The sequence below is a fragment of the Pseudomonas sp. 910_21 genome, from assembly GCF_052850735.1.
The window spans coordinates 359,334-376,726 of the sequence record NZ_VXCY01000002.1 but is presented as its reverse complement, the minus strand read 5'-3'; the positions used below and the strand labels follow the sequence as shown (position 1 = coordinate 376,726).

17 protein-coding genes are annotated in these 17,393 nt (G+C 62.7%); 11 read left to right on the top strand and 6 right to left on the bottom strand.

All coding sequences use genetic code 11. From position 1 onward, the window contains the following. Positions 1 to 4 precede the first annotated feature (4 nt). The 4 genes from FW796_RS06790 (at position 5) to FW796_RS06775 (ending at position 2,245) form a co-directional block, all read left to right on the top strand. Positions 5 to 334, top strand: a complete 330-nt coding sequence (locus FW796_RS06790) for a GlpM family protein (protein WP_169892259.1) — start codon at positions 5 to 7, stop codon at positions 332 to 334. A gap of 186 nt (positions 335 to 520) precedes the next feature. Continuing rightward, the gene (locus tag FW796_RS06785; protein WP_346632524.1) at positions 521 to 1,441 is read left to right on the top strand and encodes an arginase; all 921 of its coding nucleotides are present in this window, start codon (positions 521 to 523) and stop codon (positions 1,439 to 1,441) included. Then, the gene (locus tag FW796_RS06780; protein ID WP_115580793.1) at positions 1,438 to 1,812 is read left to right on the top strand and encodes a transporter; all 375 of its coding nucleotides are present in this window, start codon (positions 1,438 to 1,440) and stop codon (positions 1,810 to 1,812) included. The genes FW796_RS06785 and FW796_RS06780 overlap by 4 nt, the downstream gene beginning before the upstream one ends. 31 nt (positions 1,813 to 1,843) lie before the next feature. Next, entirely contained in the window at positions 1,844 to 2,245 is a 402-nt protein-coding gene (locus tag FW796_RS06775) for an EamA family transporter (protein ID WP_025129629.1), read from the top strand. A 106-nt stretch (positions 2,246 to 2,351) separates the two neighbouring features. Here FW796_RS06775 and FW796_RS06770 read toward each other — a convergent pair whose 3' ends face one another. Then, a complete protein-coding gene (locus FW796_RS06770) occupies positions 2,352 to 3,218 on the bottom strand; it encodes a fatty acid desaturase family protein (protein ID WP_446439172.1) in 867 nt (288 codons plus the stop codon). Between the two features lie 103 nt (positions 3,219 to 3,321). Next, positions 3,322 to 4,092, bottom strand: a complete 771-nt coding sequence (locus FW796_RS06765; RefSeq protein WP_346632526.1) for a MipA/OmpV family protein — start codon at positions 4,090 to 4,092, stop codon at positions 3,322 to 3,324. Between the two features lie 229 nt (positions 4,093 to 4,321). On the opposite strand from FW796_RS06765, the gene FW796_RS06760 reads away from it, so the two are divergent. From FW796_RS06760 to FW796_RS06735, 6 genes are read left to right on the top strand one after another with little or no spacing between them, the layout of a single operon-like run. Next, positions 4,322 to 5,017: an HAD-IB family phosphatase gene (locus FW796_RS06760; RefSeq protein WP_011063137.1), complete on the top strand. Its 696-nt coding sequence runs from the start codon at positions 4,322 to 4,324 to the stop codon at positions 5,015 to 5,017. Then, entirely contained in the window at positions 5,010 to 6,404 is a 1,395-nt protein-coding gene (locus FW796_RS06755) for an aspartate aminotransferase family protein (RefSeq protein ID WP_346632527.1), read from the top strand. Before FW796_RS06760 ends, FW796_RS06755 begins: the two co-directional genes overlap by 8 nt. Then, positions 6,401 to 7,267, top strand: a complete 867-nt coding sequence (locus FW796_RS06750; protein WP_346632528.1) for an alpha/beta hydrolase — start codon at positions 6,401 to 6,403, stop codon at positions 7,265 to 7,267. The genes FW796_RS06755 and FW796_RS06750 overlap by 4 nt, the downstream gene beginning before the upstream one ends. 14 nt (positions 7,268 to 7,281) lie before the next feature. Continuing rightward, positions 7,282 to 8,409 carry a GNAT family N-acetyltransferase gene (locus FW796_RS06745; protein ID WP_346632529.1) on the top strand — a complete coding sequence of 376 codons (1,128 nt, stop codon included), beginning with the start codon at positions 7,282 to 7,284 and terminating at the stop codon, positions 8,407 to 8,409. Then, positions 8,406 to 10,178 carry an ATP-binding protein gene (locus tag FW796_RS06740; RefSeq protein ID WP_446439171.1) on the top strand — a complete coding sequence of 591 codons (1,773 nt, stop codon included), beginning with the start codon at positions 8,406 to 8,408 and terminating at the stop codon, positions 10,176 to 10,178. Before FW796_RS06745 ends, FW796_RS06740 begins: the two co-directional genes overlap by 4 nt. Beyond that, positions 10,168 to 11,565: a sigma-54-dependent transcriptional regulator gene (locus FW796_RS06735; protein ID WP_404937567.1), complete on the top strand. Its 1,398-nt coding sequence runs from the start codon at positions 10,168 to 10,170 to the stop codon at positions 11,563 to 11,565. Before FW796_RS06740 ends, FW796_RS06735 begins: the two co-directional genes overlap by 11 nt. Positions 11,566 to 11,615: 50 nt before the next feature. Here FW796_RS06735 and FW796_RS06730 read toward each other — a convergent pair whose 3' ends face one another. Together FW796_RS06730 and metE are read right to left on the bottom strand one after the other, a co-directional pair. Then, complete coding sequence (locus FW796_RS06730; protein WP_346632532.1) at positions 11,616 to 12,650, bottom strand: alpha/beta fold hydrolase; 1,035 nt, start codon at positions 12,648 to 12,650, stop codon at positions 11,616 to 11,618. Positions 12,651 to 12,843: 193 nt separating this feature from the next. After that, entirely contained in the window at positions 12,844 to 15,153 is a 2,310-nt protein-coding gene (gene metE / locus FW796_RS06725; RefSeq protein WP_446439170.1) for a 5-methyltetrahydropteroyltriglutamate--homocysteine S-methyltransferase, read from the bottom strand. Between the two features lie 108 nt (positions 15,154 to 15,261). Between metE and metR the strand changes: the two genes are divergently transcribed. Further along, complete coding sequence (gene metR / locus FW796_RS06720) at positions 15,262 to 16,179, top strand: transcriptional regulator MetR (RefSeq protein WP_346632534.1); 918 nt, start codon at positions 15,262 to 15,264, stop codon at positions 16,177 to 16,179. 41 nt (positions 16,180 to 16,220) lie between these two features. On the opposite strand, the gene FW796_RS06715 is transcribed toward metR, so the two are convergent. Continuing rightward, positions 16,221 to 16,724 carry an N-acetyltransferase family protein gene (locus FW796_RS06715; protein WP_446439306.1) on the bottom strand — a complete coding sequence of 168 codons (504 nt, stop codon included), beginning with the start codon at positions 16,722 to 16,724 and terminating at the stop codon, positions 16,221 to 16,223. Positions 16,725 to 16,753: 29 nt separating this feature from the next. Next, entirely contained in the window at positions 16,754 to 17,392 is a 639-nt protein-coding gene (locus tag FW796_RS06710) for a LysE family translocator (RefSeq protein WP_346632536.1), read from the bottom strand. Position 17,393: the final 1 nt, after the last annotated feature.

The window sequence follows — 17,393 nt, the reverse complement described above, 5'->3', positions numbered from 1 at the left end:
TCTATTGTTGAAGGCCGCCCTGGGCGCGGCGGTGGTGGTGATTCTGGCGGCCCTGGCCAAGACCCGGAACTACTACATCGCCGGCCTGGTGCCGCTGTTCCCGACCTTTGCCCTGATTGCCCACTACATCGTCGGCAAGGGCCGTTCCCTCGATGACCTGAAGACCACCATCCTGTTCGGCATGTGGTCGATCATTCCCTACTTCGTCTACCTGGCGACACTCTATGTGATGGTCGACCGCCTGCGCCTGGAAGCGTCCCTGGCAGTGGCTGCCGTGGCTTGGCTGATAGCCGCGACGATCCTGGTCAGCGTCTGGGTGCGCCTCCACGCCTGAGTCCCCTCCACTCCCGTAGGAGCGAGCTTGCTCGCGAACCGGCCGACGTCTTCTTCGCCGGCAAGCCGGCGCCTGCGGGAGCGGGGCTGGCCCGACCCTTGCATTTACCCTGTAAAGCCCGCCCAGCCTGCGTTTCAGCCTGATCACGCAGTTTTATGGAGGGCGCTGCCATGGGTAAAGAACACCTTGAACATCTTAGATCTCGACCACAGCCTGACCGCCCAGGAGCCCATAGTGCGGCGCCTGAAAAGCGGCCAGGCGCGACGCCTGGACCTGCTGGACCTGGGCCCCAAGCTGCGACTCTGGTCCACCGAACGCACCTACCGTCATTTCCGCGAGCGCCTGGGCCAACGCCCCCGGCACAGCGGCCCGCAACCGGAAATCTTCTTTGTCGGCTCCGGCGACTATCACCACCTGACCCCGGCCTTTCTCAGCGATCTGCCCGAGCCGGTCAGCCTGATCCACTTCGACAATCACCCGGACTGGGTACGCTTCGCCCCCCGCCGACACTGCGGTTCCTGGGTCAACCGGGCACTGAAGCTGCCGAATATCCAGCGCATCGTCACCCTGGGCCCCTGCAGTGAAGACCTGCACAACCCGCAACTGCGGGGCGGCAACCTCGGCGCCCTGAAGCACGGCAAGCTGCAGCTGTTTCCCTGGCAACATGCGCCGTCCAAGGTCTGGGGCCGGGTCGGTGACGGTGCCGGGCACCAGCAACAGGAAAACCACCTGCACTGGCGCAACCTGGCGGACCTGGACTGGCAAGCCTTCCTGACCCAGATGATTGATAGCCTGCCCACCGAGGCGATATGGATCACCATCGACAAGGACGTGCTGGCCAGCGAGGACGCCGCCACCAACTGGGACCAGGGCGGCATGCGCCTGACCCACTTGCTGCAGGCGCTGCGCGAGCTGGCGGCGCGCAAGCGGGTCCTGGGCATCGATGTCTGCGGCGAGTTCGCCAAGCCGGCCTTCAGCAATGCCTTCAAGCGCTGGGAAGCCAAGTCCGATCAACCTCCGGCCGAACGCTGGAGCCAGGACGACCTGCTGCGCAACTCAGTAACCAATGAAGCCCTGATCTCGCTGTTCGAGGAGCTGTTCCCGTGACCTTGACCGTTGTTCTGTTAGTCGCCTTTTCCATTGTCCTGGACGTCATCGGCCAGCTTTGTTTCAAGCTCGGTCTGGACCGCCTGCCGGAGCTGGAAGGCGGCTTTCGCCTGAATGCCTTCTGGGGCCAGGTGTTCAATGCCCCTCTGCTGTGGTGCGGTATCGGGGCCTATGTGATCGAGTTTTTCGTCTGGCTCGAAGCCCTGTCCCGGGCCCCTCTGAGCCTACTGTTTCCGGCTGCGGCCCTGGCCTATTGCGGCGTGGTACTGGCGGGCAAGGTGGTGCTGGGCGAGACCGTCAGCCGGCGGCGCTGGATGGGTACGCTGGTGATCACCGCCGGGGTGATGCTGGTTTGCGTGGCCAGTACCTGAGCCTTATTCAACGAATAGAAGGAAACGTTTCATGAGTTCGAACACCTCCCACGGCTGGCTGCACGAGCGTCTGGGCACCATCGTGCTCTGGGCCCTGCTGATCGGCTTCGAGAGCGCCGGCCAGATCGCCACCAAGGTCGGCGGCGACCAATTGGGGCAGATGGATTTCAACCTGCAATGGCTGGCGGCGGTAGCGGTCAATCCTGGCGTTTTGCTGGCAATTGCCTGCTATATCGGCGCATTTTTCGTGTGGATGCTGATATTGCGTCGTAGCAGCCTGTCCCTGGCCTTCCCCTTGAGTTCCCTGGTCTTTGTCGTGGTGCTGCTGGGCTCCTGGCTGGGCCTGGGCGAACAGATCAGCCTGCTGCACTGGGTCGGGGTCTTGGTGATCATTGGCGGGATTGCCCTCTTGGCGGAGGGAGAAGAGGCCTGAGGGCCTCTTTGCTACAGCGAAGGGATGTTGTGTAGGAGCCAGCTAGCCGGCGAAGGCGATCTTGCCGGCCCCTTCGCTGGCAAGCCAGCTCCTACAGCCACGGGGTTTAGGCCTTGCGGTGGGCAACCAGGAATCCCAGGCCGTGGGATACGGATATCACTTTCACCCCCGCCGCCCGCTGCTGTTCGCGGATCTCGCGGTGGAAGGCCTTGACCTTGGTCCAATGCATTTTCGGCCGGTAATGGTGCTCGGCGTGATAACCGTTGTTCATCCAGATCAGGTTGTACAGCGGGCTATAGGAACTCACGCCCCAGGCAATCGGCAGGTCCGGATTGCCCCCCAGATGCTCGTAGTAGCCATTGAGCGACGACAGCGACTGCCCCAGGTACCAGAACGGCAGCAGTACCAGCACCGCATGCCAGTCATACAGGGCCAGGGCCAGGTAGAACGCCACTGTGACGCCGATCTCCACTTTTACCCAACGTGCATCGTCAGGCCGTTTGCGCTGCATTTCCTGATAGATATCCTTGGGATCGTCGCGAAAAAAGCTCAAAAAAGTGTAGGCCCAGGGATTGTCCGGCTGGCCATTCTTGCCATGCAGGTAGATCGATAGCGGGTCCACGGTCTTGCCGTGGGCGTCTGGCAGATCGGAGTTGCCCCGGTGATGACGGTTGTGAATGTCGCGGTACAGGGTCTGGGAGAAACCTATGGTCACCGACAGCAGCAGATCGAAGGCACGGTTCATCCACCCTGGGGTGAAATAGGCGTTGTGGATCTGGTTGTGGGAAATGCTGTTGATGCTCCACGACAGGCTGACTGAATACAGCAGGGCTGCCGGGGCGATGAACCACCAGGACAGGGCGTGGAAATCCAGCACCAGCCACAGGACGAAGGCGAAATGCGCCACGGCCATGACAATCGGAATCAGGTCCCAAAGGGAATAGGCCAGTAGACGGTAGGCAGGTCGAGCCATGAAAAACTTCCTGAGAAATTGAGTACATGGCCGTCATTGCAAAGGCCAGACCAGTTTTCCCTGGAAGCGCCGCAGGCCGGGTTGCGGCCTGCGGCAGTGTGCCTCAGAACTTGTAGCTGATGGCGGTCTGCACCTGGCCCTGGTTGACCTCGCCCCGCTGGCGAACGATGGAGCTGTCCGCCGCGGAGTTGACCAGGCGGATCCAACTGGCGCTGGCCACCAGCGACCAGTTGTTGCCCAGTGGCACCTGGATGTTCTGGCTCAGGCTGAAGTTCTGCAGGCCGCCGCCGGCACTGTAGCGATCGATACCCGAAGCCAGGGCTTCCTTGGCGTTGACGCCATAGAAGGTCTGACTCTGACGGGCGTCGGCAAAGTGCAGGGTCAGGTTATTGCTGCCGATGATGCCCATGCCCAAGGGGTAGCCGATCTCGCCTCCGACCTTGCCCAACATGCCGCCCTGGCCACCGGCACCGCCGACGGCCTGGCCCACGGCGGCGAACACCCGCCAGAAGTCGTCAGGGGCGTATTGCACGAAAGCCCCGACATCGGCCATGTCGCGCACGTCCCGCAAGCCGCGCAGGTCGCCGTCGGCGTTACGTCCCTGCAGGTAGTTGATATAGGGGCCGGCGCTGAAACCATTGCCCTTGAACGCATCCCAGGTCAGGCCGTCGTCGGTACTCAGGCTGACGTCGCCCCAGTCCAGGTCCAGGTATGGCAACGGCACGGTGTCATAGCTGCTGCCCGTGGGGTCATGGGGTTGATAGCCGACGCCCAGGCCCAGTTCGCCAGTGATGTCGGAATCGGCAAAGGCACCACAGGCAACGGTCAGCGACAGCAAGCCGGCGAGTAAAGCGGGGGAAGAAAGCCGGGGCATGAATGAGTTTCCTTGTCTGAACATGCGCGCATCAATCATCAGAGCGCCCCTCGGGCGCAAGCACTGATGTTGTTTGTAGCAACCTACAAAAATTGTAGCAAGAACCCTACAAATCTCCCGCCACCCTCGCCAGAGCCCCAGCCCTGCTGGGTTTTTGCAACTTGGCACAGTCCCTGCTGTACCCCTGCCGCAAGCGCAAACAGCGCTCTTATTCAACAGGTAACAGCAGATGATGCACTGGCATATCGTATGTGACTTCGACGGGACCATCTCCCGCGCCGACGTGATCGATAACGTTCTCCAACGCTTCGCCGACCCGAGCTGGGAAGGCATAGAGCAGGAATGGCTGGACGGTCACATCGGCTCCCGAGAATGCCTCAGCCGCCAACTGGCCCTGGTCAAGGCTTCGCCCGCCGAACTGCTGGGCTACTTCGACAGTGTCGAAATCGACCCGGACTTCCCCGACTTCGTCGATCACGTGATCGGCCTGGGCGCTTCCATTGAAGTGGTCAGTGACGGCATCGAGCAAGGCATCGCCCGCATCCTGGCACGCAACTACGTGACCCTGCTGCCGATCCTCGCCAACCGCCTGCGCCAGGTCGACCACAACAGCTGGCGCATCGACTTTCCCTACGCCAGCGACGCCTGCCGCGCCGCCTCCGGCAACTGCAAGTGCAAATCCACCCCACGGGGCAAACGCGTGCTGGTGATCGGTGATGGCCAGTCGGACATGTGCGTGGCCTCCACCGCCGACTTCGTCTTCGCCAAGGATCGCCTGGCCGACTACTGCGAACGCAACAAGATTCCTCACGCTCGGTTCGACTCCTTCGCCGAACTGCCGGCGCTGTTGGCAAAACTGCCGAACAACGCGGCCAACGCGACCAATTTCTCCCTTGAAACCCAGGAACTCTTCCACCATGTCTGATATCCGCATCGCTACCCCAGAAGACCAGATCCTTCTGGAAAAAGAAGCCAAGTACTGCTCCTACGGCGATACCGTTCACTACATCGAACCCCCTCGTATCTTCAGCCGCTGCGAAGGTTCCTACGTCTGGGACACCAGCGACCAGGCCTACCTCGACCTGCAGATGTGGTACTCGGCGGTGAACTTCGGCTACGCCAACCCGCGCCTGAACAATGCCCTCAAGCAACAGATCGACACCCTGCCGCAGATTGCCAGCCAGTACCTGCACAAAGGCAAGATCGAACTGTCGGAAATGATTGCCGTGGACGCCAAGAAGAAGTTCGGCCTCGACGGTCGCGTGCACTTCAACGTCGGCGGTTCGCAGTCGGTGGAAGACTCGCTGAAAGTGGTGCGTAACGCCACCAACGGCAAGAGCCTGATGTTCGCCTTCGAAGGCGGCTACCACGGTCGCACCCTGGGCGCTTCGTCGATCACCTCCAGCTACCGCTACCGTCGCCGCTACGGCCACTTCGGCGAGCGCGCGCAGTTCATTCCGTTCCCGTACCACTTCCGCGGCCCCAAGGGCATGACCAAGGAAGAATACGGCAGCCACTGCGTGCAGCAGTTCGCCCGCCTGTTCGAGACTGAATACAACGGCGTCTGGGACCCGAAAGTCGGCCAAAGCGAATACGCGGCCTTCTACGTCGAGCCGATCCAGGGCACCGGTGGCTACGTGATCCCGCCCATGAACTTCTACAGCGAACTCAAGCATGTGCTGGACCAGCACGGCATCCTGATGGTGGTGGACGAAATCCAGATGGGCTTCTACCGCACCGGCAAGCTGTGGTCCATCGAGCACTTCGACGTCAAACCCGACGTGATCGTGTTCGGCAAGGCACTGACCAACGGCCTCAACCCGCTGGGCGGTATCTGGGCCCGTGAAGAGCTGATCAACCCGGGCGTGTTCCCACCGGGATCGACTCACTCCACCTTCGCCTCCAACCCGCTGGGTACTGCGGTGGGCCTGGAAATGTTCAAGATGACTAGCGAGATCGACTACGGCGCGATGGTCATGGAAAAGGGCAAATACTTCCTGGCCGGCCTGCAAGACCTGCAGAAGCGCTACCCGATCATCGGCGACGTCGACGGCCTGGGCCTGGCCCTGCGCTGCGAAATCTGCACCACTGACGGCTTCACTCCGGACAAGGCGACCCTGGACTTCATGGTCGAGGAAGGCATGAAGGGCGACATCGAAATCGACGGCCAGCGCCTGGGCCTGATCCTCGATGTGGGCGGCTACTACAAGAACGTCATCACCCTGGCCCCGTCGCTGGAAATCAGCTACGCGGAAATCGACCTGGGCATCGCGCTGCTGGACCGCCTGCTGGATCGGGCCATGAAGCGATGAGCGCCGCTGAGATCGATCTGGGCGAAGGCGACGCCGGCTTCGTTCTCGGCACGGGTCCGGTCGGGGTCTTGTTGATCCACGGCCTGACCGGCACCCCGACGGAACTCCGTCGGGTGGCCCAGGGCCTGGTCAAGGACGGTACGTGCACGGTGTACGTACCGACCCTGCCCGGGCACTGCGGGGACAACAGCGACCTGCAGGCCACCGGCTGGCAGGACTGGTACGAGGGCGTGCGCAAGACCTTTGTCGGCGTGCAGCAGCGTCACGAGCAAGTGTTCGTCGGCGGCCTGTCCATGGGCGCAGTGATGTCCATGTACCTGGCGTCCGAGCATCCGGGGCAGATCAGCGGCCTGCTGATGTATTCCACAACCCTCAAGTACGACGGTTGGAGCATCAACAAGCTGGCGTTCCTCACCCCGTTGCTGATGAAGATCCCCTTCGGCGTGCACATCTGCCGCTTCGAGGAAAAACCGCCCTACGGCATCAAGAACGAACGCCTGCGGGCCATTGTCGAGAAACAGATGAAGGCCGGCGAAAGCAGCAATGCCGGACTCCTGACCATGGAGGGCGTGACGGTGCGCGAGTTGCATCGGATGAACGCCGTGGTCAAGAAACGCATGCCTTCGATCATGACCCCGGCCCTGGTGCTGCACTCCAGCGAGGACGACATCACCAGTCCCTGGAACGCCGACTACGTGGAGCGCAAGCTCGGCGGCCCGGTGACCAAGATTCTCCTCGACAACTGCTATCACATGATCACCGTGGACCTGCAATACCAGCGGGTGATCGAGTTGAGCGCGGACTTCATCCAGCAGCGAGTGGTTGCACCTGCGGTGCGCGAAGACTACCGACAGCTGGCATGACTTAAGGAAGAGACGTGATTACCGCCCAAGCCTATTCCACCATCCAGGCCATTGAACGCAGCGCCTGGAATGACTGTTTCCCAGAGGCCCTGGAGGATTGGGACTACTACCTGGCCGTGGAAAAAGCCGCCATCGCCGACTTTCAGTGGCGCTACCTGGCACTTTACGAAGGCTCGACCCTGGTCGCGGTGGCCCCGGCCTTCACCACTCAGTATCGGCTCGACACCACGGTTTCGGGCCTGGCCAAACGCTTCACCGAACGCCTGGAACGCCAGTGGCCCGGGGTCCTGCAACTGCGCCTTTACGCCATCGGCTCGCCGGTGGCCGAACAGTGCCATGCCGGCACCGCCAGCCATGTTCCACCCCAGCGCCGGCAGGCCCTGCTGGAACAATTGCTGCAGCTGGCACGGCGCGATGCCGACAGCTTCGGCATCGGCCTGATGGCGGTCAAGGACGCGCCCAGCAACGACCCGCAATGGGCCGCCAGTTGCCTGGCCGCCGGCCTGCAGGCCATGCCGAGCCTGCCCAGCGCAATACTCCCGGTGCCCTTCGCCTCGATCGATGCGTATCTGGGCACCCTGGGCAAATCCACCCGCAAGGACCTGCGGCGCAAGCTGCGCGCCCCAGGACCGCGCATCGAATGGCGCCAGCGGATCGACGACGTGCTGCCGGACATCATGCGCCTGTACGAGGCGACCCTGAATCGCAGCGACCTGCAGTTCGAACGCCTGCCGGCGGACTATTTCACCGGCACCCTCGAGCAGCTGGGAGATCGCGCCGCCTGCGTCCTGTACTGGGTCAACGACCAACTGGTGGCATTCAACCTGGTGCTCGTCGACCAGCATCGGCTGATCGACAAGTTCTTTGCCCACGACCTCAATCTCAGTCGCGAACACAACCTCTACTCGCGCAGTTGGCTGGCCAATGTCGACTACTGTATCCAGCAGCGCATTCCCTTGTACGAGTGTGGTCAGGCCGGTTACGCCAGCAAGTTGCGCCTGGGTTGTCGTTTCACCGGTAACATGTTGTTTTTCCGACATCGCAATCCCTTGCTCAATGCCCTGCTCAAGGTGATAAAACGCTTTGTCCGCCCGGATCGCTCCGACCCCGCCATGGCTGCTGCAATAAGCGAAAGTACATGACCAGAAAAGATCGTCGCCCGCCCCGCCCCTTCGCCATCTCCCGCTGGAGCCTGCAGCGCAAGCTGGTGTTGGCGTTCTGGCTGGTCAGTGTGATTCCCACCATGATTGCCGCGGAACTGGCAGCCACCACCCTGTCGGAAATCTTCGACAGCAACGTGCGCATCTGGCTGCAGGAATCCACCAAGATCGTCGAGGACGAGATCACCGAGATCCTCCATGACAACGCGCGGATCGCCCAGTTGTTCCTGCGCTATACCCGTCCCCCCACCGATCGCAACGCGGCCAAGCACGACAAGCTCACTGCCGACATTGCCGACTCCATGGGCATCGACGTGGTGGCACTGATCCGCAAGAGCGACCACAAGGTGATGTTCACCACCGCCGCCGACGACGTGGTGGGGCAGATCAGCACCGCTTCCAACGCCGTGCTGCAGACCATCCAGGTCGGCGGCGTGGCCACCGGGGCGGTGGTCTCGACCTTCCAGACCCAGCTCGACGGGGTCGACTATCAGCTGTTGATCGCCACCTACCTGGACGCCAGCTTCCTCACCAGCGTGGCCGATGTGCATTCGCTGGACCTGCGCCTGTACCTGGCCAAGGCCGATGACTTCTCGGAGATCTTCGCCACCCAGCGCTTCGAGGACCACCCGCCCCGAGTGCCGCACAAGATTGAAGACATCCTGCGCGCTACCCGTCAGCCGACCGAGCAGTTCACCAGCCGCTACAGTGGCCTGTACCGGCCGATCTTCAACGACAGCGGCGACCTGGTGGGGGTGATTTTCAGCGGTCTGCTGCGCCACAGCAGCCTGGTGGGCCTGGTCAACCAGAGCAACCTGTTCATCCTGATCTTCCTCCTCAGCTCGGCAGCCTCGCTGTGCGTCGGCTGGCTGGTCTCGCAACGCCTGACGCGGCCGCTGCGTGGCCTGTCCAAGGGTGTCCAGGCGGTAATCGCCGGCGACTACCGGCAACGGGTGCCGGTGATCGGTGGCGACGAACTGGCGGAGCTGAGCAGCACCTTCAACCACATGAGCGAGCGCCTGGGGGAACTGCAGCACCTGGAGGGCCAGTTGCGCCGTCGCGACCGCCTGCACGCACTGGGTGAAGTGGCCATGGGCCTGGCCCACGAGATCCGCAATCCGTTGGGCATCATCAAGACCGCGACGCAGTTGCTGCACCGTCGGGCCAACCTGCCGGAAAACGACAAGCGCCACCTGGAATACGTGATCAGCGAAGTCAGCCGGATCAACGACCTGATCACCGAGTTCCTCGACTTCGCCAAGCCCAGCGCCCCGATCCGCGCCACACAGCTGGTACGCCCGTTGGTGGAGGATCTGCTGGGCTTTTGCACCCCGGAACTGGCGACCCACAATATCGACGCGCGGATCGACGACCAGGCACCGGGGGCGACCATCCACGCCGATGCCCGGCAGCTCAAGCAGGCCTGCCTGAACCTGATCCTCAACGCCATCGACGCCATGCCCGAAGGCGGCCGCCTGACCCTGGGCATCGCCCAGCAGGAAGACGAAACCATCATCAGCGTCAGCGATACCGGCCAGGGCATCGAGCCGGACATGCTGGAGCGCATTTTCACCCCATTCGTCACCACCAAGGCCTCGGGCACCGGCCTGGGCCTGGCGAAAGTCTATTCGATCATGGAAAGCCATGACGGCCACATCGAGTGCGTCAGCGAAAAAGATGCCGGCGCCACCTTCAGCCTGTACATTCCGGCCAACGGTGAAGAGGACGACGAGGACACTGATGACGCATAACCTGCTGGTGGTCGATGACGAACCCAAACTCTGCGACCTGCTGTCCTCGGCCCTGAGCCAGAACGGCATCCAGGTGTTCACGGCGGGCAATGGCCTGCACGCCCTCAAGGTGCTGGAGCAGGAAGACATCGACCTGGTGATCAGCGACTGGCGCATGCCGGGGATGGACGGGCCCCAGCTGCTGGGGGAAATCAAGCAGCGCTACCCGAACCTGCCGGTGATCGTGATGACCGCCTACAGCACGGTGAAGAACGCCGTGCAGTCCATGCGCAACGGCGCTTACGACTACATTGCCAAGCCCTTCGATATCGACGAGCTGGACATCACCGTCAGCAAGGCCCTGCAGTTTCGCGACATCCTCAAAGACAACCAGCGCATGCGCGCCGAACTCGACGAGCACCAGCAGTTCGACAGCCTGGTGGGCGACAGCCCGGCCTTTCGCCAGGTACTGCAGGCGGTGGACTCGGTACGCGAGAGCAGCGCCACCATTCTCCTGACCGGAGAAAGCGGCACTGGCAAGGAGATGGTCGCCCGGGCCATCCACAAGCACGGCAATCGCGCGGACAAACCCTTTGTCGCCGTCAATTGCGCGGCCATTCCCGAAGGCTTGCTGGAAAGCGAGATGTTCGGCCACCGTAAGGGCGCCTTCACCGGCGCCGTGGCGGACCGGGTCGGACGCTTCCAGCAGGCCGACAAGGGCACCCTGTTTCTCGATGAAGTGGGCGACATGCCCCTGGCCTTGCAGGCCAAGATCCTCCGCGCCCTGCAGGAGCGCGTGATCGAGCCGGTGGGCGATCCCCGGGAGCGCAAGGTCGATGTGCGGGTGATCGCCGCGACCAACAAGAACCTGCTGGAAGCCGTGGCCAACAAGGAGTTCCGCGAGGATCTGTACTACCGCCTCAACGTCTTTCCCATTCCCTTGCCGGCGCTGCGCGAGCGGGTCGAGGACATCGCCCCACTGGCCCGCCACTTCGCCCACAGCCTGGGGGCCACCGCCGGCAAGCGCATCACCGGCTTCAGCCCACAAGCCCTGCAGGCCATGGCTTGCTACAGCTGGCCAGGGAACATCCGCGAACTGCAGAACTGCGTGGAGCGGGCCACCATCGTCGCCCGCGCCCCGGTCATCGAAGAGAGTGACCTGCCGGGCTATCTGTTCGACACCCCGCCGACCGGAGCCGAGGGCAGCGTTGCCCTCAGCGTCGGCCCGCAAGTGCCCAGCGACCTGGACGCGGCCCTGGCCGAAGTGGAGCGGGCCTACATCCTCGCGGCCCTCCACCAAAGCAACGGCGTCCAGGCGGCAGCGGCGCAGATGATCGGTATTTCCGAACGCAGCTTCTGGTACCGCCTGAAAAAGCTGGGCATTCAGGTGGACAAGATCGTTCGTTGAGACGGTGTTGCCTCATTCGCCGGCAAGCCGGCTCCTACAGGACCATCGCCTTACAGCACATTTGCGCTATCCAGCGGCTCGATCTGCGCCCAATGGGAAGTGTCGGCACGATGAGTCTGCAGATACGGCAGCACCGCCGCCAGCAACGGCGCCTTGAAGGCTTCCTGGAAACGATGGGCCAATCCCGGAATCAGTTTCAGCTGGCTGCCCTGGATCTGCGCCGCCAGATGCACCCCATGCATCACCGGCAACAGCGGATCGGCGGTGCCGTGCACCACCAGCGCCGGCACCCGCAGTTGCTTGAGCAAGGCCACCCGACTCGGCTCCGCGAGGATCGCCATGATCTGGCGCTTGACGCCTTCCGGGTTGAACGCCCGGTCATAGGACAGCGCAGCCTGATGCAGCAGGACCTGGCGGTCATCCGCGACCTTCGGGCTGCCCAGAGCCGCCAGCAAGTCCGCCTGCTGCTCCAGGGCCGCCTCGCGGTTCGGCGCATTGCGCCGGGACAGCAACTGCACCAGAGCCTCGTTCGGCGCCGGCAGGCCTTCGGCCCCGGAACTGGTCATGATCAGTGTCAGGCTCTCTATTCGCTGTGGCGCCATGGCCGCCAGATGCTGGGCAATCATGCCGCCCATGCTCGCCCCCAGCACATGGAACTGCTCGATATGCAGGGCATCCATCAGCCCCAGGGCATCATCGGCCATGTCGCTCAGGGTATAAGGCGCGGCCACGGGTAGACCGAGCTTGTAACGCAGCACTTCGAAGGTCAGGTTGGCGCTGGCCGGGGCCTGGCGCCAGGTGGACAGGCCCACGTCGCGATTGTCATAACGGATCACCCGAAACCCTTGCTGACACAGGGCCTCCACCACTTCGTCCGGCCAGTGGATCAATTGTCCACCCAGGCCCATGATCAACAGCAATGCCGGATCGGAACTTCGACCGATGCTTTGGTAGGCCAGGCTCACCTGCGCCAGGTCGACCCGTTGTGTAGGTACGTTAACATCGCAGCGCGCGGCCGCAAAAGACAACTGGCCGAGCAAAAGCCCGGCCAGCAGGATGACAGTGGAAAACAATCTTGCCCGCATGGAAAACACCGAAACGCAGAACCCCAGTAGAGCGCGAGTCTGATGAACTTCGATGTTTCGCGCTGCCACAGTTGCGTGACAGTTTGATGAAGCCCGCCCAGCGGTCACCAGTTGGGGGACGGCCGGGCGGCGCTTCGTTTGCCGACGAAGAGGAGCTGATGATCGCCTTCGCCGGCAAGCCGACTACAGGGGCTCAGGCCAGTTGGCTGCGCAGTTGGCGGGCCGCGGCCACCATGTTCACCAGGGCCGCTTCGGTTTCCGGCCAGGCGCGGGTCTTCAGGCCACAGTCGGGGTTGATCCACAGTCGCTCGGCGGGAATGCGTTTGACCGCCTTGCTCATCAGCTTGACCATCTCGGCAGTGTCCGGCACCCGTGGCGAGTGGATGTCATACACACCCGGGCCGATGTCATTGGGGTAGTCGAAGGCTTCGAAGGCTTGCAGCAACTCCATGTCCGAACGGGAAGTCTCGATGGTGATCACGTCGGCATCCATGGCGGCGATGGACTGGATCACATCGTTGAACTCGCTGTAGCACATGTGGGTATGGATCTGGGTTTCGTCCCGCACACCGGAGGCGCTCAGGCGGAAGGCCTGCACCGCCCAGTCCAGGTATTCCTGCCATTGCGCGCGGCGCAGAGGCAAGCCTTCGCGGAACGCGGCTTCGTCGATCTGCACAATCTTGATCCCGGCCTGTTCCAGGTCCTGCACTTCATCGCGCAGGGCCAGCGCCAGTTGCTGGGCCTGAACCTTGCGCGATACGTCTTCGCGCGGGAAGGACCACATGAGCATGGTGACCGGTCCTGTGAGCATGCCTTTCATGACCTTGTCGGTGAGGCTCTGGGCGTACTGGATCCAGTCCACGGTCATGGCCCGGGGCCGGCTCAGGTCGCCGTAGATGATGGCCGGTTTGACGCAGCGCGAGCCGTAGCTCTGGACCCAGCCGAAGCGGGTGAACAAGTAGCCGTCCAGTTGCTCGGCAAAGTACTCCACCATGTCGTTGCGCTCGGCTTCACCGTGGACCAGTACATCCAGGCCAAGGCTCTCCTGAATCTCCACTGCGTGGCGAATCTCGCTGCGCATGGCATCGGTGTAGTCGTTGAGCGACAGCTTGCCCTGCTTGTAGGCCTGGCGCGCCAGGCGGATCGATGCAGTCTGCGGGAAAGAACCGATGGTGGTGGTGGGAAAGACCGGCAGTTGCAGGCGCGCTCGCTGCTGTTCGATACGTTGGGCGAAGGGTGACTGGCGCTGACTGTCGGCGGCGCTGATGGCCTTGATCCGGGCCTGGACCTGGGCCTTGTGAATCCGTGGCGAGCGGGCACGACTGGCCTGGACCTCCCGGCTTTGCGCCAGGGCCGCTTGCACCGCAGGGGCCTGGGGATCGTTCAGAGCATCACGCAGGACCGAGATCTCGCCGCACTTCTGCACGGCAAAGGCCAGCCAGCTTTTCAGCTCGGCATCCAGCTGGTCTTCCCGAGACAGGTCCACCGGGCTGTGCAGCAGCGAGCAAGAGCTACTGACCCAAAGGTTGTCGCCAAAACGCTCCTGGGCGACCTGCAACTGTTGCAGGGCCTGCTCCAGTTCGCAGCGCCAGACGTTGCGCCCATTGACCAGGCCCACCGAAAGAATCTTGTAGGTCGGCAGCCGGTCCAGTATCTGGCCCAGTTGTTCCGGAGCCCGCACCGCATCGATGTGCAAGCCGTCCACCGGCAGGCCCACCGCCAGGCCAAGGTTGTCTTCCAAGCCGCTGAAGTAAGTAGCCACCAACTTTTTCAGCGGCGAGTACTGGAGGATGTGGTAAGCCCGCTCGAAGGCACTCTTCCATTCCTGTGGCAGGTCGAGGGTCAGGATCGGCTCGTCGATCTGCACCCACTCCACGCCCTGGGCCTTGAGGCGATTGAGGATCTCGCCGTACAGCGGCAACAGGCGCTCCAGCAGATCGAGCTTGTTGAATGCATTGCCCTTGGCCTTGCCCAGCCACAGGTAGGTCAAGGGGCCGATGATCACCGGCTTGACCTGATGCCCCAGGGCATGGGCTTCATCGACTTCGTCGAACAGTTGCTCCCAGCTCAGCTTGAACGGCTGATCGGCGCTGAACTCGGGGACCAGGTAGTGGTAATTGGTGTCGAACCACTTGGTCAGCTCCTGGGCGTATTGCGCCTGCCCATGCTCCCCGCAGCAGCCAGCACTGGCACCACGGGCCATGGCGAACAGGGTGTCCAGGGTCGGACGGCCCTGGGCATCGCGGACACCGTCGAAACGCTCGGGAATCACCCCGAAGGTCAGGGAGTGGCCGAGCACCTGGTCGTACCAGGCAAAGTCACCCACGGGCAGCAGATCGATGCCGGCGTCTTTTTGCACTTGCCAGTGCCGAGCCCGCAGTTCGCGACCGACCTCTTGCACCGCCGCCAGATCAAGGTCGCCCTTCCAATAGGCTTCCAGGGCCTTTTTCAGTTCACGGTCAGCGCCGATGCGTGGAAAACCGAGGGTGTGGGCCAGTGCCATGGGAAAGTGCCTCCTTGTAAAAGATGGCGCTATTGTCGACAGCTCGGCCAACATGAGACAAACTCAACCTTTTCGTGTTGATCACAAAATTTACTCATGGAGACCCTGGTGCTCGAAATCCGTCACCTGAAGACCCTGCACGCCCTGCGCGAAGCCGACAGCCTGGTTGAAGCCGCCGAACGCCTGCACCTGACCCAGTCCGCCCTGTCCCACCAGTTCAAGGAGCTTGAAGAGCGCCTGGGCATGCCGCTGTTCGTGCGCAAGACCAAGCCGGTGCGCTTCACCAGCGCCGGCCTGCGCCTGCTGCAACTGGCCGATGCCACCCTGCCGCTGCTACGTGGCGCTGAACGTGACATTGCCCGCCTGGCCGGCGGCACCGCCGGCCGCTTGCACATGGCCATCGAGTGCCATAGCTGCTTCCAGTGGCTGATGCCCACCATCGACCAGTTCCGCGACGCCTGGCCGGAAGTGGAGCTGGACTTGGCCTCGGGCTTCTCCTTTGCACCGCTACCGGCGCTGGCCCGGGGCGACCTGGACCTGGTGGTGACTTCCGATCCCCTGGAACTGGCCGGTATCACTTATGTGCCGCTGTTCACCTACGAAGCCATGCTTGCGGTGGCCAACCAGCACCCTCTGGCAAGCAAGCCCTACATAGTCCCGGAAGATCTGCTGAACGAAACCCTGATCACCTATCCGGTGGAGCGGGATCGTCTGGACATCTTCACCCGCTTCCTGGAGCCGGCGGACATCGAACCGGCGCAGGTACGCACCTCGGAACTGACGGTGATGATGATGCAGTTGGTGGCCAGCGGCCGCGGTGTGTGTGGCATGCCCCACTGGGCTCTGCATGAATACAGCTCACGGGGTTATGTGAAGGCCAAGCGGCTGGGTGAAAAGGGACTATTCGCCACCCTGTACGCGGCGATTCGCGCCGATATGCTGGATGCGCCTTACATGCGTGACTTCCTGCTGACCGCCAAGGACACCTCGTTCTCGACCCTGGACGGCGTCAGCGTCGTACGCTGAGCCCCACACTCACGCAGGAACCGGCTTGTCAGCGCACAGGATCACCGCGGTACTTCGCGCCACATGTGGATCTTGTCGAGATAATCCTCCCCCACGCACACCGCCTGGGGTTCCAGCCCGAACTGGACAAAGCCGCAGCGCCGGTACAAGGACAGCGCTGCGTCATTGCCCGCCGTTACCGTCAGTTGCACCAGACGCAGCCCCTCATAATCGGCGGCCTGCGTCAGTAACCTCTGCACCAGCTGATAACCCAGACCGCAGCTACGCTGCTCGCCCGTGACGTAGAGCCCGAAAAGGGTCGCCTTGTGCCGGGCTTTCTCGCGAAGTTCAAAGGCCAGACCGACAATCCCCAGCAGGCGCCCCTCGAAAAAAGCCCCCAGCAGCAGGTCCAGCTCGCCGTCCAGGCGCGCGGCCCACCAGGCCAGGGGTAGCTTTTCCCGCTCCCTGACACTGGAAGTGAACGCCTGGGGATGACGGTCATAGGCTTCGAGCATCAAGGCCCGGTATTGCTCCACATCGTCAGGGGTCAGGCGCTGGATCTGCAGGCTCATCGAGGGGCGTCCATCCATCACATTCAGTTGGCTCGACGTTGTTCGAACATCAACCGCACCGCCAGCCCCGCCAGCACGAAGCCCATGAAGTAACGCTGTACCGACAGCCAGGTGGGGTTACTGGCGAACCAGGAGGCAATGCCTGCGGCGAACAGGGCAATCAGCAGGTTCACCGAGAAACTCACGCTGATCTGGGTCAGGCCGAGAATGAGGCTCTGGGAGAACACCGAACCGTGCTCGGGATGAATGAACTGCGGAAAGATCGACAGGTAGAACACCGCGATCTTGGGGTTCAGAGCGCTGGTCAGAAAGCCCATGGTCACCAGCTTGCGGGGCGAGTCCGCCGGCAACTGCTGGGCTTCGAAAGGCGATCGCGCGCCAGGCTTGAGCGCCTGCCAGGCCAGCCACAGCAAGTACAGGGCACCGGCCCACTTGAGCACTTCATAGGCCATGGGCACCGCCATGAATACGGCAGTCAGGCCCAGTGCAGCAGCAAACAGGTGGACGAAAAAACCCGCCACGACCCCCAGCAACGATGTCACCCCGGCCTTGCGCCCCTGGCAGATCGAACGGGAAATCAGGTAGATCATGTTCGGGCCCGGGGTCAGCACCATCAGCAACGAGGCCGCGGCGAAGATCAGGTAGTCGTGGAGTGGAATCATG